This is a genomic window from Geomonas azotofigens (genome assembly GCF_018919395.1).
Taxonomy (GTDB): domain Bacteria; phylum Desulfobacterota; class Desulfuromonadia; order Geobacterales; family Geobacteraceae; genus Geomonas; species Geomonas azotofigens.
In genome coordinates, this window is the sequence record NZ_JAHLME010000002.1 from 816,391 (window position 1) to 840,558 (window position 24,168).

20 protein-coding genes are annotated in these 24,168 nt (G+C 64.4%); 13 read left to right on the forward strand and 7 right to left on the reverse strand.

Features of this window, described 5'->3' with window-relative positions; translation table 11 throughout:
- Positions 1-5: 5 nt before the first annotated feature.
- The 9 genes from KOL99_RS08555 to KOL99_RS08595 all read left to right on the forward strand — a co-directional run bounded on the left by KOL99_RS08555 (position 6) and on the right by KOL99_RS08595 (position 9,415).
- A complete protein-coding gene (locus KOL99_RS08555; RefSeq protein ID WP_216510036.1) occupies positions 6-1,094 on the forward strand; it encodes an enolase C-terminal domain-like protein in 1,089 nt (362 codons plus the stop codon).
- A gap of 19 nt (positions 1,095-1,113) precedes the next feature.
- On the forward strand, positions 1,114-4,011 hold the full coding sequence (locus KOL99_RS08560) for an FAD-binding and (Fe-S)-binding domain-containing protein (RefSeq protein ID WP_216510037.1): 2,898 nt from the start codon (positions 1,114-1,116) through the stop codon (positions 4,009-4,011).
- Positions 4,012-4,202: 191 nt separating this feature from the next.
- A complete protein-coding gene (locus KOL99_RS08565; protein WP_216510038.1) occupies positions 4,203-4,496 on the forward strand; it encodes a MoaD/ThiS family protein in 294 nt (97 codons plus the stop codon).
- A 224-nt stretch (positions 4,497-4,720) separates the two neighbouring features.
- The gene (locus tag KOL99_RS08570) at positions 4,721-5,653 is read left to right on the forward strand and encodes a methyltransferase domain-containing protein (protein ID WP_216510039.1); all 933 of its coding nucleotides are present in this window, start codon (positions 4,721-4,723) and stop codon (positions 5,651-5,653) included.
- 163 nt (positions 5,654-5,816) lie between these two features.
- Positions 5,817-7,247 (forward strand): phytoene desaturase family protein, encoded by a 1,431-nt coding sequence (locus KOL99_RS08575; RefSeq protein WP_216510040.1) that lies wholly within the window; start codon positions 5,817-5,819, stop codon positions 7,245-7,247.
- A gap of 184 nt (positions 7,248-7,431) precedes the next feature.
- Positions 7,432-8,013, forward strand: coding sequence for a PEP-CTERM sorting domain-containing protein (locus tag KOL99_RS08580; RefSeq protein ID WP_216510041.1), 582 nt, complete (start codon positions 7,432-7,434; stop codon positions 8,011-8,013).
- 132 nt (positions 8,014-8,145) lie between these two features.
- The gene (locus KOL99_RS08585; protein ID WP_216510042.1) at positions 8,146-8,649 is read left to right on the forward strand and encodes a peroxiredoxin; all 504 of its coding nucleotides are present in this window, start codon (positions 8,146-8,148) and stop codon (positions 8,647-8,649) included.
- A 70-nt stretch (positions 8,650-8,719) separates the two neighbouring features.
- Positions 8,720-9,157 (forward strand): phosphate-starvation-inducible PsiE family protein, encoded by a 438-nt coding sequence (locus KOL99_RS08590; RefSeq protein WP_216510043.1) that lies wholly within the window; start codon positions 8,720-8,722, stop codon positions 9,155-9,157.
- Positions 9,158-9,172: 15 nt separating this feature from the next.
- Positions 9,173-9,415, forward strand: coding sequence for a DUF6504 family protein (locus KOL99_RS08595; protein WP_328760027.1), 243 nt, complete (start codon positions 9,173-9,175; stop codon positions 9,413-9,415).
- 62 nt (positions 9,416-9,477) lie between these two features.
- Here KOL99_RS08595 and KOL99_RS08600 read toward each other — a convergent pair whose 3' ends face one another.
- The 3 genes from KOL99_RS08600 to KOL99_RS08610 form a co-directional block, all read right to left on the reverse strand.
- Positions 9,478-10,371, reverse strand: a complete 894-nt coding sequence (locus KOL99_RS08600; RefSeq protein ID WP_216510045.1) for an SDR family NAD(P)-dependent oxidoreductase — start codon at positions 10,369-10,371, stop codon at positions 9,478-9,480.
- A gap of 29 nt (positions 10,372-10,400) precedes the next feature.
- Positions 10,401-10,706: a hypothetical protein gene (locus KOL99_RS08605; RefSeq protein WP_216510046.1), complete on the reverse strand. Its 306-nt coding sequence runs from the start codon at positions 10,704-10,706 to the stop codon at positions 10,401-10,403.
- A gap of 86 nt (positions 10,707-10,792) precedes the next feature.
- Entirely contained in the window at positions 10,793-11,284 is a 492-nt protein-coding gene (locus KOL99_RS08610) for a VOC family protein (RefSeq protein WP_216510047.1), read from the reverse strand.
- Between the two features lie 371 nt (positions 11,285-11,655).
- On the opposite strand from KOL99_RS08610, the gene KOL99_RS08615 reads away from it, so the two are divergent.
- The 3 genes from KOL99_RS08615 (at position 11,656) to KOL99_RS08625 (ending at position 18,539) form a co-directional block, all read left to right on the forward strand.
- Positions 11,656-14,223 carry a response regulator gene (locus KOL99_RS08615; protein ID WP_328760082.1) on the forward strand — a complete coding sequence of 856 codons (2,568 nt, stop codon included), beginning with the start codon at positions 11,656-11,658 and terminating at the stop codon, positions 14,221-14,223.
- A gap of 123 nt (positions 14,224-14,346) precedes the next feature.
- Entirely contained in the window at positions 14,347-16,974 is a 2,628-nt protein-coding gene (locus KOL99_RS08620; protein WP_216510048.1) for a CHASE domain-containing protein, read from the forward strand.
- 119 nt (positions 16,975-17,093) lie between these two features.
- Positions 17,094-18,539, forward strand: coding sequence for a tetrathionate reductase family octaheme c-type cytochrome (locus tag KOL99_RS08625; RefSeq protein ID WP_328760029.1), 1,446 nt, complete (start codon positions 17,094-17,096; stop codon positions 18,537-18,539).
- 46 nt (positions 18,540-18,585) lie between these two features.
- Here KOL99_RS08625 and KOL99_RS08630 read toward each other — a convergent pair whose 3' ends face one another.
- The 3 genes from KOL99_RS08630 to KOL99_RS08640 all read right to left on the reverse strand — a co-directional run bounded on the left by KOL99_RS08630 (position 18,586) and on the right by KOL99_RS08640 (position 20,772).
- The gene (locus KOL99_RS08630; protein WP_216510049.1) at positions 18,586-19,308 is read right to left on the reverse strand and encodes a YkgJ family cysteine cluster protein; all 723 of its coding nucleotides are present in this window, start codon (positions 19,306-19,308) and stop codon (positions 18,586-18,588) included.
- Positions 19,309-19,346: 38 nt separating this feature from the next.
- Positions 19,347-19,895 carry a flavodoxin family protein gene (locus KOL99_RS08635; RefSeq protein WP_216510050.1) on the reverse strand — a complete coding sequence of 183 codons (549 nt, stop codon included), beginning with the start codon at positions 19,893-19,895 and terminating at the stop codon, positions 19,347-19,349.
- Positions 19,896-20,028: 133 nt separating this feature from the next.
- A complete protein-coding gene (locus KOL99_RS08640) occupies positions 20,029-20,772 on the reverse strand; it encodes a type 1 glutamine amidotransferase domain-containing protein (RefSeq protein ID WP_236025897.1) in 744 nt (247 codons plus the stop codon).
- A gap of 202 nt (positions 20,773-20,974) precedes the next feature.
- Here KOL99_RS08640 and KOL99_RS08645 point away from each other — a divergent pair, with 202 nt between their 5' ends.
- Positions 20,975-21,304 (forward strand): hypothetical protein, encoded by a 330-nt coding sequence (locus tag KOL99_RS08645; protein ID WP_216510051.1) that lies wholly within the window; start codon positions 20,975-20,977, stop codon positions 21,302-21,304.
- 100 nt (positions 21,305-21,404) lie between these two features.
- On the opposite strand, the gene KOL99_RS21895 is transcribed toward KOL99_RS08645, so the two are convergent.
- A complete protein-coding gene (locus KOL99_RS21895; RefSeq protein ID WP_216510052.1) occupies positions 21,405-24,053 on the reverse strand; it encodes a putative bifunctional diguanylate cyclase/phosphodiesterase in 2,649 nt (882 codons plus the stop codon).
- Positions 24,054-24,168: the final 115 nt, after the last annotated feature.

Consider the following 24,168-nt stretch of genomic DNA (forward strand, 5'->3'; position numbering starts at 1 on the left):
CCGGCATGAAACAGGGCATCGTGGAACGGGTCGAGGTCAACTGCTACCGCATCCCCACCGAGGAGCGCGAGTCCGACGGGACCTACCGCTGGGAGGACACGGTCATGGTCGCGGTGCACCTTTTCTGCGGCGGCGAGAAGGGGTTCGGCTACAGTTACGCCTCACCCGCCGCGGCGACCTTGATCGAGGACAAGCTGGGCGACCTGCTGCGCGGGCGCAACGCGCTGGACATCGCCGGCTGCTGGGTCGTCCTGACCGGAGCCCTGCGCAACCTGGGCGAAGACGGCATCGGCATGCTGGCGGTCTCGGCGTTGGACGCCGCCCTGTGGGACCTGAAGGCACGGCTGCTCGGGGTGCCGCTGGTCGCCCTTTTGGGCGAGGCGCGCGAACGGGTCCCGGTCTACGGCAGCGGCGGCTTCACCTCGTATCCGGTGGACAAGCTGCAGCGGCAGCTCTCGGGCTGGGTCGGCCAGGGGATCGGCCGGGTCAAGATGAAGGTGGGGCGCGACGCCAAGGCGGACCCGGAAAGGGTCAGGGCGGCCCGGCAGGCGATCGGGGCCGAAGCCGAGCTCATGGTGGACGCCAACGGCGGCTATGCCCGCAAGCAGGCGCTCGCCCTGGCCGCTGAGTTCGCCGCGCAGGGGGTCACCTGGTTCGAGGAGCCGGTGCCGCACCAGGACCGGGAGGGGCTGCGCCTGCTGCGCGACCTGGCACCTGAGGGGATGGAGATCTCCTCGGGCGAGTACGGCTTCAACCTGCGCTACTTCCTGGACCTTTTGCGGGACGGCTGCGTCGACGTGCTCCAGGCCGACGCCACACGCTGCGGGATCACCGGGTTCATGCAGGCCGCGGCCCTGTGCGGCGCCTGGGGCCTCCCCATGTCGTCCCACTGTGCCCCCGCGCTGCACCTGCACCTGTGCTGCGCCGCGGCGCCCGTCCGCCACCTGGAATACTTCCACGACCACGTCCGCATCGAGCGCATGCTTTTGGACGGGGTCATCGAGCCGTGGCACGGCACCCTTGCGCCCGACCTGGAGCGCCCCGGGCACGGCCTCGCGCTCAGGGTGGCCGAGGCCCGGAGGTTCCAGATCTGACCGCCACAGAGGAGGAGCGATGAGCGAAGAAGAAAGAATGGGAAGCGAGACGGTCAACGCGCGGGCGCTCGAGGCGGAGCTGCGCACGGCGGTCGATGGCGAGGTCCGTTTCGACAGCACGAGCCGCGCCCTGTACGCGACCGACGCCTCCAACTACCGGCAGATACCGATCGGCGTGGTGCTCCCCAAAACCACCGACGCCGTCATCAAGACCCTGGAGATCTGCCGCGGACACGGCGCCCCGGTGGTCTCGCGCGGCGGCGGCACCGCCCTGTGCGGCCAGACCTGCAACGTCGCCGTGGTCATCGACCACTCCAAGTACCTGCGCGGCATCCTGGAGATCGACCCGAAAAAGAGGATCGCCCGGGTGCAGCCGGGGGTGGTCCTGGACCAGTTGCGCGACGAGACCGAGAAGTTCCACCTGACCTACGGCCCGGACCCCGCCACCCACGACCACAACACCTTCGGCGGCATGATCGGCAACAACTCCTGCGGCATCCACTCGGTCATGGCCGGGCGCACCGCCGACAACGTGCTGGAACTCGACGTGGTCACCTACGACGGCGTCCGCATGACGGTTGGGCCCACCAGCGAGGAGGAACTGGAGCGGATCATCGCCGGCGGCGGGAGGCGCGGCGCGATCTACGCCGGGCTGCGCGAGATCCGGGATCGCTACGCCGAGCTGATCCGACGCCGCTATCCCAGGATCCCGCGCCGCGTCTCCGGGTTCAACCTGGACGACCTCCTCCCCGAAAACGGCTTCAACGTGGCGCGGGCCCTGGTGGGGACCGAGGGAACCTGCGTCACCGTGCTGGAAGCGACCGTCCGCCTGGTGCACAGCCCGCCGTCGCGTACGCTGTTGGTGCTGGGCTACCCCGACGTCTACAGCGCCGCCGACGACATCGGCGCAATCATGGAGTTCGGCCCGGTCGGCCTGGAGGGGCTGGACGAGCTCCTCATCAAGTTCATGAAGAAGAAGAAACTGCACCCCGAGGATCTCGAGCTCCTCCCGCCGGGCAAGGGGTGGCTCCTGGCCGAGTTCGGCGGCGATACCAGGGAGGAATCCGACCACAAGGCGCGGGAAGCCATGAAGAAGATCGGCAAGCGGAACGACGCCCCCAGCATGAAGCTCTTTTCCGACAGCAAGGAGGAGAAGATGGTCTGGGAGGTGCGGGAATCGGGTCTTGGCGCCACGGCCAACGTTCCCGGGGTGCCGCTTGGGTGGCCGGGATGGGAGGACGCCGCCGTCCCCCCGGACAAGGTGGGTCCCTACCTGCGCGATTTCCACGCCCTGCTCAAAGAGCACGGCCTGATCGCCTCGCTCTACGGCCACTTCGGCGACGGCTGCATCCACTGCCGCATCTCCTTCGACCTCTTCACCCACCAGGGGGTGCAAAACTACCTGAGCTTCCTGGACAAGGCCACCGACCTCGTGGTCCGCTACGGCGGCTCCTTCTCCGCCGAGCACGGCGACGGCCAGTCCAAGGCGATGTACCTGGAAAAGATGTACGGCCCCGAACTCCTGGAGGCGTTCCGCAGCTTCAAGCAATTATGGGACCCGGAGTGGAAGATGAACCCCGGCAAGGTCGTGGAGCCCTTCCGTCCCGACCAGAACCTGCGGCTGGGGCCGGAGTACAACCCCTGGCAGCCGGAAACGCGCTTCCGGTTCCCCAACGACGACGGCAGTTTCCCGCGCGCCATCCTGCGCTGCGTCGGGGTGGGCAAGTGCCGCCGCACCCACGACGCCTTCATGTGCCCGAGTTTTCTGGCCACGCTGGAGGAGAAGCACACCACCCGCGGCCGCGCCCATCTCCTTTTCGAGATGTTCCGGGGCGACTTCGTGGCCGACGGCTGGCACAGCAAGGAGGTGCTGGAGTCCCTGGAATACTGCCTCTCCTGCAAGGGGTGCAAGACCGACTGCCCGGTCAACGTCGACATGGCCACCTACAAGGCCGAGTTTCTGCACCACCACTACCGGCGCCGGCTCCGCCCGCTCCCCGCCTACTCCATGGGGCTCTTCGGGATCTGGGGTGCCCTGGGGGCCAAGGTGCCGGCACTCGCCAACTTCATGGGACAGACCCCGGTCCTCTCCGGCATCACCAAGGCGCTGGGCGGCATCGCGTCCCAGCGGAGCATGCCGCGCTTCGCCGACGAGACCTTCACCTCCTGGTATAAAAGCGGCAAATACGGCGGCCGCGGTGACGGTCCCAGCGTCGTCCTCTACCCCGACATCTTCAACGACTGCTTCTTTCCCGAGACGCTGAAGGCCGCCTTCGAGCTCCTGACCCGGTATGGCTACCAGGTCATCGTCCCGAAGGAGCGCCCCCCGGCGGTGCGTCCCCCCATCGACTACGGCATGCTCGACTATGCCAGGAAGAAGATCCTCAAGGCGGTGGAGCTGTTGAGTCCCTACGTGCGCCAGGGCATCCCGGTGCTGATCCTGGAGCCGAGCAGCGCCGCCGTATTCCGCGACGAATTGTCCGAGTTCTACCCGCAGCACGAGGATGGCAAACGCGTCACCAGCCTCGCCGTGACCGTATCGGAATTCATGAAGAGAGAGGGGCTCACCCCGCCCAAGCTCGCGGGGACCATCGTGTACCAGGCCCACTGTCACCAGAAGGCGTTGTTGAATCCGGAGGCTGCGCACGAACTGTTCAAGCAGATGGGGCTCACCGTGGTCGAGCCGCAGCAGGGATGTTGCGGCATGGCGGGATCCTTCGGTTTCGAGAAAGGGAAGTACGAGATATCGATGCGTATCGGCGAGATGGGGCTTCTCCCCGTGGTCAGGGAGGCCCGGCCGGGCGACTACATCGTCGCCGACGGCTTCAGCTGTCGCACCCAGATCCTGCAGGCGACCCAGCGCAAGCCCCTGCACCTGGCCGAGTTGCTCCTGCTGGCATTGAACAGCAGCCGGTGAATGAGGAGTCGCGGGTGACACTCCCGCGTCCTCACGACATTTTTCACTTGTTTGTCATACAAAAAGGTGTAAAGTCTTAACCGAACAAACGTTCGATTTAAGACAGGGACAGATGCCTCACTCTTAGCCAGTTGCAACATGAAACGGTGAAGCACCGCCTGCAATGTCACAACCAAAGAGAGGAGTCAGACATGTCATCGAAAGCAAACACGACGGTTCGGATGTTCGGCCTACTGCACACCTTCAGGAAAGACCATGGTCTTGCGTCCCAGGCCGAGGTGGCGGTTCCCGAGGAGGGGTGTCCCGCGTCGGCCATCGCCCGTGAACTTGGTCTTCCCATGGAGAAGATCGAGGCGGTATTCGTCAACCACAAGGCGTACGCGCTGGACCACGAAGTGCATCCCGGCGACCAGGTCGCCTTCGTCCCCACCGGCGTCCCCGGCCCCGGCCGGATGATGCTCGGCATCCGTCACGCCCACAAGTAGACGTACCCCAATGTGAACCGGCCGCCGACCACAGCGGCGGCCGGCACCCTTCCCATCTTCAACAGGTGCTTCCTTTTTGTTCCCTTTTTTGCTTCTTTCTCCCGTTCTCCGTGTGCGTGGTTTTGCAGTTTGCCTTTTGGCCTTCTCAGATTTCCTCAGATTTTCTCCGTGGCCAATGGTTTGCGTCTTTGATCGCCCGTCGTGATGTGATACCGTTGCGGCCCATGAAGACGTTTCTTCTCCCCCATCTCATCTGCCCCACCTGTCTCCCCAAGGAGCACCGGCTGGAGCTGACGGCCCATCGGCAAACCGGGGACGACATCATCGACGGCAGCCTCCGCTGCGCGGGGTGCGGGCGCCGCTTCCCCATCGAGGACGGCGTCGCCCTGCTCCTGCCCGGCGCCGAAAACGAGGGGCACTGGCGTTACGAGGATGCCGAGACCTTGAACCGCTACCTCTGGAGCCACTACGCCGACCTGCACGGTGACGCCGGCAATGCCGCCGCGGTCGCGGCCTGGGCGGGCGCCTTGGGCACCGCAGGAACCTTGGCGCTCGACGCCGGATGCTCGGTTGGGAGGATCGTCCTGGAACTCGCGGCGGCAGGTGCGACCGCCGTCGGCTGCGACCTGTCGCTCAGCTTCGTCAAGACCGCCCGCCGCCTGGCCCGCGAACGCCGACTCAAGTACTCGCTCCCCCTGGAGGGGAACCTGCGCGAGACCTTCGAGATCGTCCTGCCGGACGCTCTCCCCTCCGATCGCGTCGAATTCGTCGTCGCCGATGCCCTGCGGCTTCCCTTCGCCAAGGGGAGCTTCGGACAAGTCTCGTCCTTGAACGTGCTGGACCGGGTCGGCTACCCGCTCGCCCACCTCTACGAGATGAACCGCGTCGCCCGCGAGCGGGACGCCCGCTTCCTGTTCGCCTCCCCTTTTTCCTGGACCAGCAGCGACATCCCCGAGGAGAGGTGGCTGGGCGGGACTGCCACCGGTCCCTATGCCGGCAGGGGCATCGACAACGTCCGCGCCCTGTTGGAGGGGAAGGGCAAGGTCCTGGCGCCTCCCTGGCGCAGCGCCGAGGCCGTATCCGTGCAATGGCACATGCGTTCCCACCGCAACCACTGCGAGACCTTCACCAGCGAGACCCTCCTCGCCCTCCGCTGATCTCTGCACAACCCGTAGATTCCGATGACGTAAGGTTTCACGCCTCTGTCCTTCTCCGGTTCGTCTTTCTCAGATTCCCTCAGATTTTCTCCGTGGCCAATGGTTTTCCGTTTGTTAGACTTGGACCTCGTGTTTCGATTTCAGTTCGCGCGGGGTTACCGGGATGCCAAAGGTGAGCGACATGGATGCCGTGGTGGTGGGGTCCGGGCCGAACGGCCTCGCTGCCGCCATAACCCTTGCCAGGGCCGGTCTCTCGGTCACCGTCGTCGAGGGTGCCGCCACCTTCGGCGGGGGGACCCGCAGCGAAGAACTCACCCTCCCCGGCTTCCTGCACGACGTCTGCGCCGCCATCCACCCCCTGGGCGTCGCATCCCCCTTCTTCAAAACCTTGCCCCTGGCAGAGCACGGCCTGGAATGGATCTACCCGGAGGTGCAGCTCGCCCACCCGCTCCCCGACGGCGAGGCGGCGCTGCTGCTCCGCGACCTCGAACAGACCTCGTCCCACCTGGGACAGGACGGCCCATCCTACCGCCGCCTGTTCCACCCCCTGGTCGAGCGCTGGGACGACCTCGCCCCGGACCTGCTGGCGCCGCTGCACGTCCCCCGGCACCCCGTCGCCACCGCGCTCTTCGGCGTAAAGGCGCTCTTCCCCGCGCACCTGCTCGCCCGGCTCGCATTCAAGGAAGCCCCCGGCCGAGCCCTCTTCTGCGGCATGTCCGCCCACGCCTTTCTCCCCTTGCAACATCCGCTTACCTCAGCCTTTGGCCTGATCCTCGGAACGCTCGGGCACGTCGCCGGCTGGCCGGTGGCGAAGGGGGGCTCGCGCAACCTCGCCGCCGCCCTGGCAAGCTACCTCCGCACGCTTGGAGGCGAGATCGTCACCGGGTGCCAGGTCAAAGGCCTCGCCGACCTCCCCGCGGCCCGCATCGTCATGCTCGACGTCACCGAGCGCCAGTTGGAGGAGATTGCCGGTCAACGCCTGCCGGCCGGGTACCAGCGCAGGCTCTCGCGCTACCGCTACGGCCCGGGCGTCTTCAAGATCGACTGGGCCCTGGCTGGCCCCATCCCCTGGACCTCGTCCGAGTGCCGGCGTTCCGCCACCGTCCATGTCGGCGGCACCGCTGAAGACGTCACCGCCGGCGAGGCCGAGGTATGGCGTGGCGTCCACCCCGAGCGCCCCTTCGTGCTGGTGGCGCAGCCCACCCTGGTGGATCCCTCGCGGGCGCCGCGGGGAAAACACGTCGCCTGGGCCTACTGCCACGTCCCCAACGGCTCCACCCTCGACATGACCGAGAGAATCGAGGCACAGATCGAGCGTTTCGCACCCGGATTCCGCGACCTCATCCTCGGGCGCCACACCCGCAACTGCCGGCAGTATGAAAAATACAACGCCAACATCATAGGAGGGGACATCAACGGCGGCGTACAGGACCTGCGTCAGTTCCTGGCCCGCCCCAAACTGCTGGCACCGTACCGGACCCCGCTTCCCGGCGTGTACCTCTGTTCCTCGGGGACACCCCCCGGCGGAGGCGTGCACGGCATGTGCGGCTACCATGCCGCGAGCCTCGCGCTGAAGGATCTGGGGGTGACCTGACAAGGTAGCGCGGCGACCGCGCCTACCGCGTCGTCGCGCTCGCCGGCGTCGCTAACGCAGACCCGGCCTCTCTTATTAGCGACGAAGCAACCGCCGTTTAATACCTTAGCCGTTGCTTCAATTTTATTGGAAAAATATAATCGCAGTATCGGTGCACGACTGACAGCAGCAAAGGAGGTCACACATGAGGACCACGCTTCTCGCCGCCGCGCTTTTGGTGCTGTTGCTTCTGCCGGTATCCTCGCACGCCCATCTCTACGATTACGAGTACGTCGGGCTCCCCTTCGACTGGATCGAAGGTACCGTCTACACTCCCGCCAACCACGTCACCATCTCGTTGCTCACCGACCACCCCCTGAGCTACAGCGATCGCACCGTCGCTGAGAACCAGAGTTCCGAGATGATCTCCTTCATCATGTCCGACGGCTACCAGACCATGAAGCTGGGCGACGGCTGCTTCGCCGAACTGGAGATCTTCGACGGCCTCAAAGCTGACGGCACCCCCATCGGCTGGTGGATCTGGCTGGCCGACAACCCGCTCGACACCACGTACACCGTCTACTCCGAGAACTCCCCCGACGGCTCGTACGACATCGGCATGTACGGTGCCGATTTCGGCCGGAATTTCAACGAAGGGACCTGGACCGTCTCCGTAAAGTGTGATCCCAGGCCGACCCCCGAGCCCGCCACGGCACTGCTTATGGCCACCGGCTTTGCCGGGATGCTGGGCGCGACTTGGTGGCGCAGGAAACGCGTGCACAGATAAGGTCGATCCTTCAGCTGACGGTTTCGCGGACCAGTTTCCCTAAGGGAAGCTGGTTTTTTCGTGGTATCTGGTACACTCGCGTGGTGGCGCCGGTTGCGGCGCACACTCTGCGCACGTGATAGGAGGGATAAGATGAGACGATCGATCTTGGGAAGCATGGCAACGTCGGCGCTCGCCGCCATCGGCAGTATCGGCACCAGGCTGCCGCGGGTGGGGGAGCAAGCGCCGGAGTTCGAGGTGGAATCCACCCTTGGCGCCGTCAGGCTCGCCGACTACGCGGGTAAGAAGTATGTGGTGCTCGCCTTTTACTACGCCGATTTCACTCCCGTCTGAACCAGCGAGATGCAGGCTTTTCAAAAGGAACTTTCCCTTTTTGAGAAGCAGGACGCCCAGGTCCTGGGCGTGAGCAGCGACACGGTGGCGACCCACGCGGAATTTGCCAGGGAACACAACCTCGCCTTCCCGCTTCTGGCCGACGAGAACGGGAAGTTGGTAAAGCTTTATGGAGCCGGTCGTGCCACCTTCGTCATCGACAAGGCCGGCGTCATCCGTCACATCCAGCGCGGCTTCCCCGATACCACCAAGCTTCTGGCACTACTGGCCAAACTTCAGGAAGAGGCTTTAACGCAAATGTAAAACTCTCTTCAACGCTCCGTAACCTTCCTCTGGTACGTTCGCCGCAAAACGAAACCAAGGGAGAAGGATCATGTGGAGAGAAAACAGCGTTGATCTGAGGCTGAACCGGTTTTACGAGATGTCGGCGCGCGCGGTGCTATGCCTGCTGATCGTAGCCATCCTGCTTGCCATCGTGGCCGGAGTCGGGTGCACGCTCTACGACCTGCGCCTGGTTTTCCAGCAGGACTTCCACGGCGCGTCAAAGCAGATCATGGTGGATCTGCTGACCGTGCTCGCCATCATCGAGGTCCTGCGCACCGCGCTCGCCTATTCGACGGAAGGGCGCGTGAAGGTGACCTACATCATCGACACGGTGATCGTCACGGTGCTGACAGAAGTAATGGCTTTCTGGTACAAGGACATCGATTGGCAGGAAGTTGCCATGACCATCTCCTTGGTGCTTTCTTTGGCCTTGATCCGGATCGTTGCGGTGAGGTTTTCGCCGGCTGGGTCACGCAGGGAACTGTAACCGATGGGAGAGAATGTGGGAGACCAGCACAGGGGAGAGCCGGTAGAAGTCACCTGTTATGCCGGGTACAAGGCCGACGAGCGTCCCACCACCGTCACCTGGCGGGAGCGGACGTACCAGGTGCTCGACGTCCTCGACCGATGGTACGACCGGGATGGCAACTACTTCAAGGTGTCGGTAGAGGAAGGAGGGCAGCACCTGCTCCGTCATGATCTCGGCGACGACCGTTGGTACCTGGTGCCGCCCCGCGAGGAATGATCAATACGTCAGCCGGCCCCATCGTCGAGACTCATCTTCCCGACGTGCATGACTCAGCCGAGTTATCGTCGAGATTCATCATCCGGATTGATCCCCCCGACGTGTCGGCCGTAGCCTTGGCGAAGGCTGATCAGTTTCAAACTCAACTCCCTAAGCCGTTCGCGCGCCTTTTCGTCGTACGCCTGTTCGGCCGCCCGTGCCGGCGTTCCCTGGTCGAAGTAGAGCCCCGTTTTCCCCTGCACCTCGTCGTCCACCGCCAGCCGCTCCAGGTAGCGCGCCCCTTCCTCCACCGTGGTCCTCGCCGCCCCGAACCACTCACGCACCATCTTGGTGTCCATCAGCGAAGCCGGATGCATGGCGTTGACCGTGATGCCGGTCCCGACCAACTCGTGGGCCAGATCGAAGCTGAACATGATCAGCGCCAGTTTGCTTTGGGCATAGGCGCGCATGCCGTCATACCCCTTCTCCAGCATCACGTCCTCGAAATCGAGCGCCTGCTGCGCGACCGAGGCCACGTTCACGATCCGGGCGAGCCCCACCTCGTCGGCCCGAAGGCGCAACAGCGGCAGCAACCGGTAACTGAGCAGAAACGGCGCCAGGTAGTTCACCGCGAAACGGAGCTCGAAACCGTCCCGGCTCAGCTCGCGCCGCTTGGGATCGGGCCCGGCGCCGACCCCGGCATTGTTGACCAGGACGTCCAGCCCGCGCCAGTCGGCGGCGATGGAGTCGGCCAGGGCCTCCACCGCGGCGAGCGAGGCGAGGTCGGCGTTGTAGTAATGCAGCCGGTCGCTCCCCGTGGTCTCGCTGATGGCGGCCGTGACCCGACGCCCCTTCTCCGGGTCCCGGCCATGCAATAACAGCGTCGCCCCGAGGGCGGCGAAATCGGTGGCGACCTTTTCACCCAGGCCGTCGGTCGCACCGGTGATCAAAATGATGTTCCCTTCGAGATCTTTCATAGGGACCTCCCCGTTGAGGCCTGCCGCTCTCAATCCATGCTGTTGGCGCCTGAGGCCCAGACGGCCAGCCATTGTTGCTGCGGCGTCAGGCTGTTGCCGTACTGTACCAGGACCCCGTCCTCCCGCTGGTAACTGCAGAACCAGCCGGGCTTGTCCGCCCCGGCAAAGGTGGGGTAGTCGCCGGGGTGATCCTTGGCGTCGTAGGGCGCCGAAAAGGTGCCGTCGTCCCGGGGCGGCGGGCAGCGCTCGTCCCCCGCGTACCAGTTCGTCTCCGCGCCGGCGATCTGCGCCGCCATGAGCGCGGTGAGGGTGAAAATGCGGATCATGCTCTTCATGATTATGTCCCTCCCATCGCCTCCGGCACCCGCGAGCAGACGTCGTGCGCCCCCCGCGCGGTGCCGGAAGCGGCATGGCATCGACCTCACGATATTATTTCCTTGATCTCCCTCGGCACCTGGGCGAACGCGGCTTTGGCGCCTGCGCTGATCTCCTCCGGGCTCAAGTCCCTGGTGTGGGTAGCGAGCATCCAGTTGTACCCGAAGGGGTCCTGCAGCGAACCGGCCCGGTCTCCCCAGAACATCTCCTGGACCGCCATCTTCTCCGTGGCCCCGGCTTCCAGCGCGCGCCTGAAGGCCGCGTCGACGTTATCGACGTAAAGATAGAAGCTGATCGGTGATGCTCCGAGGGTTTCCGCGCTCTTGCAGTTTTCGCCGGGGAACTCGTCCCCCATCATGATGATGGAGTCGCCCACCTGCAACTCCGCGTGCATGATCCCCCGCCCGTCAGGTCCCGGCATGGCATATCTTTCCACGGCACCGAAGGCATTCTTGTAGAAGTCGATCGCCTTGCGGCAGTCCTTGAACATGAACATGGCTGTGACACTGTGAAATCCTTCCGGAATGGGCTTTGTCATGATAAACCTCCTGTCTGTCAGGGATTTATTGACCCCGACCTACTCAGGATAGGATTCGCCCCATGCGATGTCAATACCTGTCCCCAGCCCCGGCGCGAGGCCATCCGCCGCCTTGGTGGCCGCCCCCCTCGCTTCCGAGCGCGCCCTGCACAGGTTTCCCGCCCCCGGCACAGCCTCAGGAGCCACGGCGCCATGTTGAGGGCGCTCCGGTTCCATGTTGACGCCACGGTCATGAAATCAGTTGTAAAGATTGCAGCTTTGTCAGCCGAAGAGAAATGAACTGTTACCCGGCTCAGTTGACGCGTCTTCACCCCATGAAGGATGGCGATATGACTTGTATCCGACATGTTGTAACAGCAACCTTTTTGCTCGTGACAGTCCTGTCGACGCTCCTCTCCAGCGCCGGCCGGGCCGAAGCGGGCGTTCAACTCACCGTCGAGGAGCAACAATGGCTCCAACGGCATCCCGTCATCAAGCTCGCCCCCGACCCGGATTTCAAGCCCATCGAGTTCTTCGACGATCAAGGCCGCTACCAGGGCGCCGCGGCCGACATGATCCGGCTGCTGGAACAAAAACTCGGCATCACCATCACCGCGGTCCGCCTGCGCAACTGGGACGAGGTGCTGGAGAAATTCAAGGCGCACGAGGTGGACCTGCTGGGCGCCATGGTGCGAACCCCAAACCGCGAGCGGTTCGCCCTTTTCACCGACACCCTGGTCACCGTCCCCGGCGGCATCTTCGCCCGCAGCGGCACCCGCACCGACCTCACGCTGACCGACCTCAAGGGAAAGAAGGTCGCGGTGGTCTCCAACTACGCCTCCCACGACATCCTCAGCACAAGGTTCCCCGACATCAGGCTGGAGGTGGTCCCCGACGTCTCCACGGCCCTGGCCAAGACCTCCCTGGGCATGGTCGATTATTACGTCGAGAACATGGCCAACGCCACCTACTACGCGCAAGAGGCCGGCATCGCCAACCTGCAGTTGGCCGGCAAGACCGACTTCGACTACCGCTGGGGCATGGGGGTGCGCAGGGACTGGCCGATCCTGCAGCGCATCCTGAACAAGGGGCTGGCGGCCATCGACCGGGACGAGCGCAGCCGCGCCCTGCAGAAGTGGCTTTTCGTGGAGGACATGCGCTGGCGCCCGACCAGGACCTTCATCGTCGGCAGCGTCGCGGTGCTGCTCGCCCTGCTGCTCGTCGGCGCCGCCTACGCCAACTACGCCTTGCAGAAAGTGGTGCGCAGCCGGACGGAGTCGCTACGGGAGGAACTACGGGAGCGGGAGAAGGCGCAACAGGCCCTGAAGGCGCTGTCGGTGCAGCTTGAGGACCGGGTCAGGGATCGCACCGCGGACCTGGAGCGGGAGGTCACGGAGCGGACCAGGTCCGAGCAGGCGGTCGCGGCCAGCGAGCAGCGCTTCCGGGAACTGTTCCAGAACGTGGCCGATCCGGTCTACATCGCCGACGCCAGGGGAAGGATCCTGGACGCCAACGAGCAGGCCTGTCACGAGCTCGGCTTCACCAGGGAGGAGCTGCTCTCCAAAAGCATCGGCGACCTCGACGCCATCAACAACGACGACGGCAAGGTGGCCCGCCAGTTCGACAGCTTCCCCCTCTCCGCCTCGGTCACCTTCGAGACCGTGCACCGCCGCGAGGACGGGACCACCTTTCCGGCGGAAGTGAAGGTCCGGCGCATCGACCTGGAGGGGCGCCACGCCGTCATCGGGGTGGCCAGGAACATCTCGGAGCGCAAGAGGGCCGAGGAGGAGCGCATCCGTCTCGAGCAGCAGCTGCTGCACGCCCAGAAGCTGGAGAGTCTCGGCGTGCTGGCCGGCGGCATCGCCCACGATTTCAACAACATCCTCACCTCGATCATGGGAAACGCCGAACTGGCGCAGCTCAGGCTCCCCCCGGCATCTCCCGCGTGCGAGAACCTGCAACGCATCGAGGCCTCAGCCGTGCGCGCCGCCGACCTGGCCCGGCAGATGCTGGCCTACTCGGGCAAGGGGAAGTTCGTCATCGAGTCCATCGATCTGAACCGCCTGCTCCAGGAGATGGGGCACATGCTCCAGGTCGCCATCTCCAAGAAGGTGGTGCTGCGCTACCACCTCTCCCAAAAGCTCCCCGCGATCGAGGTGGACGCCACCCAGATCAGGCAGATCGTGATGAACCTGGTCATCAACGCCTCCGAGGCCATCGGCGACCGCGACGGCGTCATAGCCGTCTCGACCGGCTGCATCGAATGCCAGGAGCAGTACCTGAAGGACCCCTGGCTCATCGACCCGATACCCGAAGGCTCCTACGTCGCCCTCGAGGTTTGTGATACCGGTTGCGGCATGGACCAGGAGACCCTCGCCAGGATTTTCGATCCCTTCTTCACCACCAAGTTCACCGGCCGCGGCCTGGGGATGGCGGCCGTGCTCGGCATCATCCGCAGCCACAAGGGGGCGATCAAGGTTTACAGCGAGCCCGGACGCGGCACCAGCTTCAAGGTGCTGCTTCCGGTCGCGGCTGGAGCCGCCACCGACGTCGTCCCGGAAGCAAAGACCGACGACTGGCGGGGCGAGGGGGTCGTGCTCCTCGTGGACGACGAGGAGACCATCCGGAGCACCGGCGGCGACCTGTTGCGCCAGTTCGGTTTCGACGTCATCACCGCCGCCGACGGCCGCGAGGCGTTGGAGCTTTACCGCGAGCGGCGAGGCATCGTCCTGGTGCTGCTGGATCTCACCATGCCGCACATGGACGGTGAGCAGTGTTTCCGAGAGCTGCGCCGCATCGATCCCACGGTCCCGGTCATCATGTCCAGCGGTTTCAGCGAGCACGAGGTGTCGCGGAAGTTCGCGGGTAAGGGACTCGCCGGGCTGATCCAAAAGCCTTACAAACTCTCCTCGCTGCGTGACGTGATCAGGGCGGCCGGCTTTGGCGCGCCCCGGGTGTAACGAACGCCGACGCCCAAAGCCCCAACACCGCCCGCACGCATTGAATTCGGCGCCAACTTCTGTAAAGTTAATCATCCAGCCACAGGGCGGGAAGCGCCACGCGCAACGAGCCGGGGAGCACAGATGCCGACAGACAGCGACAAGCCAAGCGAAGCCACCGCGTCGCCGCTCCAGGGAGTCTCCTCCTGGGGTAGGGCCGTGAACCTGCTTCCCTACCTGGTCCTGACCCTGTCCTTGCTCATGACGCTTTTCTTCTGGCGCCAATACGACCGCAGCCTTACCTCCCGCTTCCAGACCGCCTTCCAGGACAAAAGCGTCGAGATCATGAACAGGTTCCTGAACCGGATGACCGATGACGAGCAGGTCCTGCGCGGAGCGGTCGGCCTCTTCAACGCCAGCGACAGCGTCACCCGCGACGAATGGCATCGGTTCTCCAATTCGCTCTCCCTGGACCGGAACTACCCCGGACTTCAGGGGCTCGGCTTCTCCCAGGTGGTGCTCCCCAAGGACAAGGAACGCCATATAAGGCGCATGCGGGCGGAGGGATTCTCACGGTACCGGATCTGGCCCGACGGAGAGCGCCCCCTCTACACCGCCATCGTTTACCTGGAGCCGTTCGACTGGCGCAACCAGCGGGCCTTCGGCTACGACATGTTCTCCGAGCCCAACCGTCACGACGCCATGGCGAAGGCGCGCGACACCGGCGACGCGGCGCTAACCAACCCGGTATTCCTGGTGCAGGAGACCGAAAAGGACCGCCAAAAGGGAGTCCTCATGTACGTTCCGGTCTATGACCGGAGCCAGGCCAGCGCCACCAGGGAGCAGCGCGTCGACGCGCTGCTGGGGTGGGCCTACAGCCCGATCCGGATGAGGGACTTCATGTCGGCCACCTTCCCCAAGCCCCCCCTCGACATCGGCTTTCGCATCTACACCGAGAAGAGCCCCAGCGAATCTGCCCTTCTCTTCGACAGCGTTGCCGACTGGAAGCTCCCCCGCCCCCGGGACTACCGCCCCGACTTCCAGGCCACCCGCAGCCTGAACAGGTTCGGGCGCGACTGGCTGTTCACGTTCGAGACCCTGCCGAGCTTCGCCAGGGAGCAGGGGAAGAGCCAGTCCCGCAGCTACCTCGCCGGGGGGCTGATCGTCAGCGCGCTCTTGACGGTGATCGCCTTCATGCTCCGCAACGCCCACACGAGCGCGGTGAGGGCTGCGCAGGCCCTGAGGGAAAGCCAGGAGCGCTACCGCAAGATCTCCGAGGACAGCCCCGCCTACATCTGCACCTATCTTCCCGACGGCACGCTCACCTACGTGAACCCAGCCCTGGCCAAAGACGCCCACACCACCCAGGCACAACTGGCGGGGAAAAACCTGCTCGATTTCATGGTCCCCGAGTACCGCTCCCCGGTGCGGGACTCCCTGGGCAACCTGACCCAGGAGCACCCGACCGAGACCATGGAGCTCGCCTTCCTCGGCCCCGAGAATACCGTCATCTGGCACCAATGGACCAACAGGGGGATCTTCGACGAGCAGGGAAGGCTCGCCGAGGTGCAGGCGGTCGGTCAGGACATAACCGAGCGCAAGAAGGCCGAGGAGGACCGGGCCCGCTACGAGCAGCAGTTGCTGCACGCCCAGAAGATGGAGAGCCTCGGCGTCCTCGCCGGCGGCATCGCCCACGACTTCAACAACATCCTCATGGCCATCATCGGCAACGTCGACCTGTCCTTGATGAAGCTCCCCGATGACTCCCCCGTCGCTCCCAACCTCAAGAACATCGAGACCGCCGCCAACCGCGCCGCCTACCTCGCCAAGCAGATGCTGGCCTACTCCGGCAAGGGGAGGTTCCTGGTCGAGAAGGGAGACCTAAACCGGCTCATCGAGGAACTGCGCCACGTGCTGGAGACCTCCGCCCCCAACGCCCGGGTGAAGCTGGACCTGGTCCGTCCGCTCCCCGTGGTCGAGGCGGACCTGAACCAGATGCGCCAGATACTGATGAACCTCGTGCAAAACGCCGCCGAAGCGATAGGGGAACAAAAGGGGGAGATCACCATCCGCACCGGCTCCACGACTCTGGACCGGGACAGCCTGAAGGATCTCGTCCTGGGCGAGAACATGACGGAGGGGCGCCACGTTTTCGTGGAGGTAGTCGACACCGGCAGCGGCATGGACCAGGAGGTGCTCACCAAGATCTTCGATCCCTTCTTCACCACCAAGTTCACCGGCCGCGGGCTTGGCCTCGCCGCCGTCCACGGCATCGTCCGTGGACACAAGGGGGGGATCCGGATCTACAGCGAGCCGGGACGGGGCACCACCTTCAAGGTGCTGCTGCCGGCGGGCGACGCCGCCAGCGAACCGGTCGAGGCGGCGCCGGTCCGGGATGACTGGCACGGAGAAGGGAAGATACTGCTGGTCGACGACGAGGAGACGGTGCTCAGCATCGGCACCCGCATGCTGCGGGAGTTGGGCTACACCCCGCTGGCGGCGCCAGGCGGCCCGGAAGCCATCTCCGTTTACCGGGACAACCCCGACGTCACGGCGGTCATACTCGACCTCACCATGCCCGGGATGGACGGGGAGGAGTGCTTCCGGCAGCTGCAACTCCTCGACCCCAAGGTGCGGGTCATCATGTCCAGCGGTTTCAGCGAACAGGACGTGGTGCGAAAGTTCGACGGCAAAGGGTTGGCCGGTTTCATACAGAAGCCGTACACGCTGAACGTGCTCAAAGAGGTGATGCGCAAGACCTCGCAGCGGTGATTTCCCCCTCCCCCTCTCCGAAATATCCCATCCCCTCCCCCTATTTTTCCCACCCGGAAAGCGACAAGGCTGAGGTATACTACGGCGCCGTAGCACCAGCACGTCAGCCGGGAGGACATGTGAGAGCAAGTTCAGCCGCACTCGTCGCAGCGATGGTTGTCATGGGGCCCGCCGGATCAATGGCGGCGGTCGATCATTCCCAGTTGGTGCGCGGTCCCTTCAAAAACGCCCTCGAAGTCACCAAGGCCTGCATTGCCTGCCACGACCGGCAGGCCGCGGACTTCATCAAGACCCCGCACTGGACCTGGAAAGGGCCGCCGAGACTGGTCAAGGGGATGGAGCGGAGCGCACAGGAGCTCGGCAAGATCAACCTGGTCAACAACTTCGCCATCTCGGTGCAGGGCGGCCCCAACTACGCCAACATCGAGGCGTGCGCCAAGTGCCACGCCGGTTACGGCCTCACCGGCAGCGGGTTCGACTACAGCGACAGGACCCGGATCGACTGCCTGGTCTGCCACGCCAGGGAAGCCGCCTACAAAAAAGTCTCAGCCGGCATGCCCGACGCCAAGGCGATCGTGCACGGCTACCTCGACCTGACCCGGGCGGCACAGGGAGTCGGGGCGCCTACCCGGAACAACTGCGGCACCTGTCATTTCTTCAGCGGCGGCGAGGACGGCTCCAAAAACGGCGATCTCAGTTCCTCCCTCTTGAAGACCGACAAGGCCAACGACGTGCACATGGGGACCAGGCAAAGCGGCGGCCAGGACATGGCCTGCCAGCGCTGCCACCGCACCAGCCGGCACAGGATCGCCGGTGCCTCCACCTTTCTCGCCACCTACGACGGCAGGGTCGCCTGCGAGGATTGCCACGCCGGCGCCAAGGACCCCCACCGCGACTCCCCCGACCGCGCCATCCTGAACCGGCACCTCGCGTCGGTGGCCTGCCAGACCTGCCACATCCCGCAGTTCGCCAGGGAACAGGCCACCAAGATGAGCTGGGATTGGTCCAGCGCCGGCAAAGAGATCGAGCCCGAGGAGCAGTTCGACAAGGACACCTTCGACAAGGGAAAGGGAAGCTTTGTGTGGGGCAAAAACGTGGTGCCGACCTACGCCTGGTTCAACGGTACGGTGCGGAGATACCTGAAAGGGGAGAAAATCACGGGGACCGCCGAGCCGGTGGCGCTCTCCAGGCCGGCCGGGGACATCACCGATGCCGCCGCCAAGATCTATCCCTTCAAGGCGTTGGCCGGCAACCAGCCCATGGATTCGGTGTACCGGTACCTGCTCGTCCCGCAGACCCACGGCGAGTTCTACGACAACCACGACTGGGAAAGGGCGCTCCGGGAAGGGGCCAAGGGGACGGGTCTCCCCTACAGCGGGAAATTCGAGTTCGTCAGGACGGTTTCCTTCGGCAACATCAACCACGAAGTGGCGCCCAGGGAAAAGGCGCTGCGCTGCGGAGAGTGCCACGAGGGGGGGAGGCGTCTGGATTGGAAGGCCCTTGGCTACCCGGGCGATCCGCTGAAGACGGGCGGGAGATCCGGGAGATCCGGCAGGTCGAAATGAAGCGGGGAAGCGGCGGCGCCCGCCGGAAGAAGCGCCGACCGCACCGCTAGGAAACGGTCAGCAGCAGCGGATGATCGAAACCGGCCTGGGCGATGACGGAAACCGCCCGGTCGCGTCCCTCCAGTGCCGCCCCCGCCAGGTCGTGATGCAAGCAGAGGTGCGCCAGGACTCCGAGGTTGCCGTAGAGGGCGAAGCCGAGCAGGGACCGCATCAGCTGCGCCCCCGCCTCCTCCAGTTCCTTGCCGCTTTCCTGGAGCACCGCCACGTAATGGCTCGGGAAGGAGACCACCTTCCGATCCAGGGCCGCCAGAAAGGCATCCCGCTCCGCAGCGGCTACCTTGGTGAAATCGGCGCCGCACCAGACGCTTTCGCGGGTGGAAATGAGCGAGCGGCAGGTCAGGGGGCGGACCGGATAGACGCCGCAGGCCCCCTCCTCGTTCAGCAACGGGCAGAAACCCATCTCGTCCCGGTGCAGGCGCAGGTAGTGCGGCAGTTCGCTTACCCCCCGCGCGAGGTCCCGCAATTTCACGGCGTAATCCGCCACCTTCATTCCCTGCTCGACGCTCAACTGGCGCGCCACGGCCAGCGCCTCGGCGAAGCCGGTATGGACCGCGAGGCTGCAGCAGTTGCGGCATCCCTTGCCGCAGTGGACGGTGCCGCCGCCGCAGCGGTAATCGTCCACCCAGGAGCGGACGAACATCTCCAGGAACATCTGCTGCTGCTTCGCCTGGTCGATCAACTGCCGCAAGCAATCGTCATTGGCTGTCATGGCATCCTTCGTCGCCGTCTCCGGCGTCATTTCTCCAATCATGCGATGGCCTGTCCCAGCGCTTCCGCCTGGCGCAGCCCCTCGGTCTTCACGACATCGTCCTTGTCGTGGAGCCCCGGCACCACCAGGACGCCGCGGTCCTGCCACCCCAGGAACTCCGCGATGAGCTGGTACGACTTCACGAGCCCCTCGAACTTGCGCTCCTCCTTGTCGCCGCCGCTGGCAAGGAGCAGGCACTCCTTGATTTTCAGCGGCCGGTCGCCAATCAAGAAGGCGTAGAGCTTGTCGATGGCGGCCTTCAGCTGGACCGGAAAGGAGAACCAGTACAGCGGCGTCGCGAACACCACCACGTCGGCCTGTTGGTAAAGTGGCGCCAGCTCGTTGAAATCATCCGCGAAGGAGCAGGCCGTCCCCTTGCTGAAGCAGGTCTTGCAGTCCACGCACCCCTTGATGTTTTTGTCCGCCGTCCGGTACCGCACCACGGTATGACCCGCCCGCTCCGCGCCGGTGGTGAAGGCGTCAGCCAGCTTGTCGGTGTTCCCCCCTTTCCTGGGGCTCCCGGTCAGCAACAGAATGTTCTTCGACATGGACAACGTCCTCCTGGATAAGATTTTTTACGTGCTCTTTGGGGAAAAGGGAAAAGGGGACCGGCTACTTTTTCTGCGTCTCGTTCCTTTTGCATGGATTGAAAAGTAGCCTGTCCCTTTTTTTTCCAGCTTTCTACCTGCTCTTGAGCATGCGGATCACCGCCTCGGCAGTCCCGGCGCTGGAGGCGGGGTTCTGCCCGGTGACCAGCAGGCCGTCCACCTGGGTGTGCGCCGCCCACTTCTGCCCGACCACGAACTTGGCGCCTTCCTCGCGCAGCCTGCTTTCCAGCAGGAACGGCACCACCTTGTCGAGCTGGATCGCCTTTTCCTCGGCGTCGGTGAAGGCGGTGATGGTCTTCCCCGCCACCAGCGGGGTGCCATCCGCCTTCTTCACCCCGACCAGGCCGGCCGGTCCGTGGCAAACCGCCGCGATCACCTTGTCCGAGGCCGCGAACTTGTTGAGCAGCGCCTTCAGCGTGGCGTCGCCGGGGAAATCGAACATGGTGCCGTGCCCGCCGGGGAGAAAGACGGCATCGTAACGCTCCGCCACGACCTCCGCGAGCGGCATGGTCTCATCCAGTTCCGCCGCCACCCTGCTCCAGCGCTGCACCTTCTTTTTATCCTCCAAACTGCGCGGATCGACCGGCGCCTTGCCGCCGGCGGGACTGGCCACGGTCACCCGGTAGCCCGCCTCCTTGAACATCAGGAACGGGACCGCGAACTCCTCGAGCCAGAGACCGGTGGGCTTGCCGTCCGGCAACTGGGCGCTGCTGGTGACCACCATGAGCACCTTCTTCACGCCGCCCCCCGCGAACGCAGGAGCCACCGAAGTCAACAGGGCCATCATAAGGAACAGGAAAGGTATCTTCAGACGCATGGAGTGCTCCTTCTCAAAAAAATTTCCGGGGCCTGGTCCCGGGACGTAGGCAAGGTAACGCCAAAATAGTTGACCGACCGGTCAAAATCAACGTTTATGTTGCGCCGGCCGCGACGGCTTCATCGCGCGGCTTGCGGAACCGGGCGCGCCTGCTAACATTGGCCGAAGCTCATGATCCAATTCGCCTCACCGGGAGGACGCCATGAAAGAGATAGCGCTGTCGCTGTTATTGCTGCTGCCGATTCCGAACGGGGGTGCATGGGCCGAAGAGTGCGACTGCCAGCCGGTCGAGTACGAGCAACTGATGAAGATGCCGGCAGGGGAGCTCAGGATAAAAATGGAGCAGTTCGCGAGGTCGAAGGACAAGTACGCGGTCAACGGCTCGACCTACTGTTTTTATACCTGCGCCACCGAGTACGAGCACCTGGGCGACGCGCTGGCGAAAAAGGAGATCGACCTTGTCAAGGCACGCGCCGCAAGGCGCGCCGCGGAGCGGGACCGCGTGCTGCGACCACTGCCGCCTTCCCGCTGACTCACCTTTCACCCGTTCGTCGCTCGGCATCTCCCTGCACCACGCGCCGGTTCCGACGGCCGCCGCTTTCATCACCGCTCCGATCCCGTAACGTAAGCAATCACGCCGCGTCCAGGTCGTCCTCCTGCCCCAGGTTCGGCGAGGGGCAGCCAAGGTGGTACCCCTGGGCGTAGTCGATGCCGACGCTCTTCACCGCCTCCAGGATCTCCTCCGATTCGATGTACTCGGCGATGGTGCTGATGTTGAACTCCTTGGCCAGGATGGCGAGCGTCTTCACGAAGGCCATGTCCTTGTAGTCGTTGAGCATGTTCCTGACGAAGACCCCCTCGATCTTCACGTAATCGATGGGGAACTGCCGTATGTACTGGAACGAGGAAAAGCCCGAGCCGAAGTCGTCGATGGCGAACTTGAACCCCTGGGACTTCAGGTCGTAGACGAATTTCTCCAGCAGGGTCAGGTTCTTCACCGTTTCCCGCTCGGTCAGCTCGAACACCACCTTGCTGCGGTCGATGCGGTACCGGTCCGCGAGGCCGATGATGTTGGGAAGGAATTCGCTCAGGATCATCGACTTCGGGGAGAGGTTCACGAAGAGGTTCCCCTGGTAATCCTGCTCCTCGACCATGGCGAACGCCTTTTCCAGGAGGATCGCGTCGAGCCGTCCCACGATGCCGAGGCTCTCGGCGGTTTCGATGAAGTCGCCGGCGGCGATCACCTCCCCCTTCATCTCTATGCGGCAGAGCACCTCGCAGCACTCGGGCTGCCCCGGCCCCAGCGCGACGATGGGCTGGAAGTACGGCATCACCCGGCGGCCGTCCACCGCCTCCTGCACGAGCCGCGCCTTTTCTCCCACCATCCGGAACACCTCGACCACGTCCTCGGCTGTCGGAATGCTGACCCGGTTTTTCCCCTCCCCTTTGGCCTTGTAGGTCATGTTGTCCGCGAACAGGAACAGGTCCTTTTCGTTCACCGCGTGCAGCGGGAACATGGCGAGGCCGATGGAGGCGGTCGCCCGCGCCTTCCCCCCGTCCGGCGTGCCGACGTCAAGGTCCTCGGTGATGTTCCGGATCCGTGCCGCCACCAGCGCGGCCTGCTCCTCGTCCGCCTCGGGGAGCAGGATCACGAATTCATCCCCGCCGTAGCGGGCGAAGATGTCCCCCTTGCGCAGGGCGTGCTGGACCGCGCCGGCGAAGGCGGCCAGGTAGCGGTCGCCGGTCGCGTGCCCCCAGGTGTCGTTGATGTGCTTGAAGTTGTCCAGGTCGATCACGAGCAGCCCGAAACTGTAGCCGTGCCGGTCGGCCCGGCCGATCTCGTAGGAGATCAGCTCCCAGAACACCCGCTGGTTGAAAAGGTTGGTGAGGGGATCGCGGGTGGCGTAGTATTCCAGGTCCTTGGTGTACTTGTGGATCGCCTTGATGGAGCCGATCACGTTCAAAAGCGTGGTCAGGATGCTGTCGATCACCAGTCCGCGGGTCGAGTTCCACGCCGATTCGGACTGGACCCCGATCCCCACCACCCCGCCGATCTGCGGGCAATCGAGGATCAGCGACTTGGTCTGCAGTTCCAGGTCACCCTGCTCGAGCGCGAGCGGCGTGGTGTCCGCGGCCACGTTGTGGATCACCTGCAGGGCCGAGCTCTCCGCCAGGCGGGCGTTCTCGCTGCGGATCTTGCGCAGCACCTCCCGTTCGACCTGTTTCTTGGTCCCCTCGCTGGGCTGCGAGCGCCAGAAGATCTCGATATCGTAGAGCTCCTCGCCCACCTGGAAGATGCAGAACAGCATGTAGGCGTCCACCACCTGGTTGATCTCCAGGAGCAGGCAGGCGACATGCTCCTTCCAGTCCCGGATCACCTCCGAGGTGATGATGAACTTCTCCAGCATCTGGATCTCCAGTTCCAGGATCTCCTTGTCCACCGACACCGCCCGTATCTTGTCCACCAGCTTGGACACCTCGGCGAAGATCCGGTCCAGCTCGGTGAAGCCGGGTGCCACCATGGAGAACTCCAGGCGGGTCAGGTCGCGGATGCTGTTGACCTTGATCACCTTGTCCCCTAGCTCGGTGATGGCCGGGACCACCCGTGCGCTGACCAGCCGCGCGATGAAGAAGGCCATCAGCACCGGGATGGGGGAAAGGAGCAGGAAAAGGAACAGGAGTTTCTGCCGGGCCTGCCGCAGCATCGGCTCTATATCCTGGCGCACCTTGACCGCCCCGAGCAGGCTTCCGGTGCGGGCGTTGCCGTGACACCCGAGACAGTTCTTCTCCGCGAAGAGCGGGAAGATCGCCTCGACCACCCGCCCCGCGCCGCGCTCGAGGACCGCGCCGGTTGTGAACACCCGCGCCACGCCCGGGTCGGCGGGAAGCTCGGTCCGCCCGTACAGCGCCTCCACCACCGGGGTGCGGTACAACTCGACCAAATGGCTTCCCGGCATCCCCGACGTCCCCGGGGTGTTGTAGAGACTCAGAAGCTCCCGCCGCGTGGTCCCTTTCGCCATCAGCAAGGGGATCGAGTGCCGCAACTGCCGCGCCTGGTCGTAGGCGAGAGTGGTGGCGCTGCGCTTGGCGGTGTCGAGGTAAACGAGCGAGGTGATGCCGAGGACGCAAGCGAAGCTGATGAAGGAAACAGCGAGTGACGAAGCGAGGATGAAGGTTCTCAGTGAGAGCCGGGGCCCTCTCGCGGCTTTGACCCGGGGCTCGCAATTCTCACCCAGTGAGAGTTCCGAAGCGTCGATACAGATACAGTTTTTCTTTTCCACTTTTAAATAGGACCTTTTTTGTCTTTTTTGAAACTGGAAAGGTTTATAGCATGTGGGTCACCTCATAGCAAGAAATTCCTATATTCATGAATCATGCTAAGTGGATATCAGCAAA

Excerpts from the sequence above, each read along its gene's own strand:
- KOL99_RS08590 (WP_216510043.1), top strand. The coding sequence starts at position 8,720 with ATGTGGAGAGAAAACAGCGTTGATCTGAGGCTGAACCGGTTTTACGAG.
- KOL99_RS08605 (WP_216510046.1), bottom strand. The coding sequence starts at position 10,706 with ATGAAGAGCATGATCCGCATTTTCACCCTCACCGCGCTCATGGCGGCG.
- KOL99_RS08570 (WP_216510039.1), top strand. The coding sequence starts at position 4,721 with ATGAAGACGTTTCTTCTCCCCCATCTCATCTGCCCCACCTGTCTCCCC.
- KOL99_RS08575 (WP_216510040.1), top strand. The coding sequence starts at position 5,817 with ATGCCAAAGGTGAGCGACATGGATGCCGTGGTGGTGGGGTCCGGGCCG.
- KOL99_RS08640 (WP_236025897.1), bottom strand. The coding sequence starts at position 20,772 with ATGCGTCTGAAGATACCTTTCCTGTTCCTTATGATGGCCCTGTTGACT.
- KOL99_RS08635 (WP_216510050.1), bottom strand. The coding sequence starts at position 19,895 with ATGTCGAAGAACATTCTGTTGCTGACCGGGAGCCCCAGGAAAGGGGGG.
- KOL99_RS08630 (WP_216510049.1), bottom strand. The coding sequence starts at position 19,308 with ATGACAGCCAATGACGATTGCTTGCGGCAGTTGATCGACCAGGCGAAG.
- KOL99_RS08620 (WP_216510048.1), top strand. The coding sequence starts at position 14,347 with ATGCCGACAGACAGCGACAAGCCAAGCGAAGCCACCGCGTCGCCGCTC.
- KOL99_RS08610 (WP_216510047.1), bottom strand. The coding sequence starts at position 11,284 with ATGACAAAGCCCATTCCGGAAGGATTTCACAGTGTCACAGCCATGTTC.
- KOL99_RS08580 (WP_216510041.1), top strand. The coding sequence starts at position 7,432 with ATGAGGACCACGCTTCTCGCCGCCGCGCTTTTGGTGCTGTTGCTTCTG.
- KOL99_RS08555 (WP_216510036.1), top strand. The coding sequence starts at position 6 with ATGAAACAGGGCATCGTGGAACGGGTCGAGGTCAACTGCTACCGCATC.
- KOL99_RS08565 (WP_216510038.1), top strand. The coding sequence starts at position 4,203 with ATGTCATCGAAAGCAAACACGACGGTTCGGATGTTCGGCCTACTGCAC.
- KOL99_RS08600 (WP_216510045.1), bottom strand. The coding sequence starts at position 10,371 with ATGAAAGATCTCGAAGGGAACATCATTTTGATCACCGGTGCGACCGAC.
- KOL99_RS08645 (WP_216510051.1), top strand. The coding sequence starts at position 20,975 with ATGAAAGAGATAGCGCTGTCGCTGTTATTGCTGCTGCCGATTCCGAAC.
- KOL99_RS08560 (WP_216510037.1), top strand. The coding sequence starts at position 1,114 with ATGAGCGAAGAAGAAAGAATGGGAAGCGAGACGGTCAACGCGCGGGCG.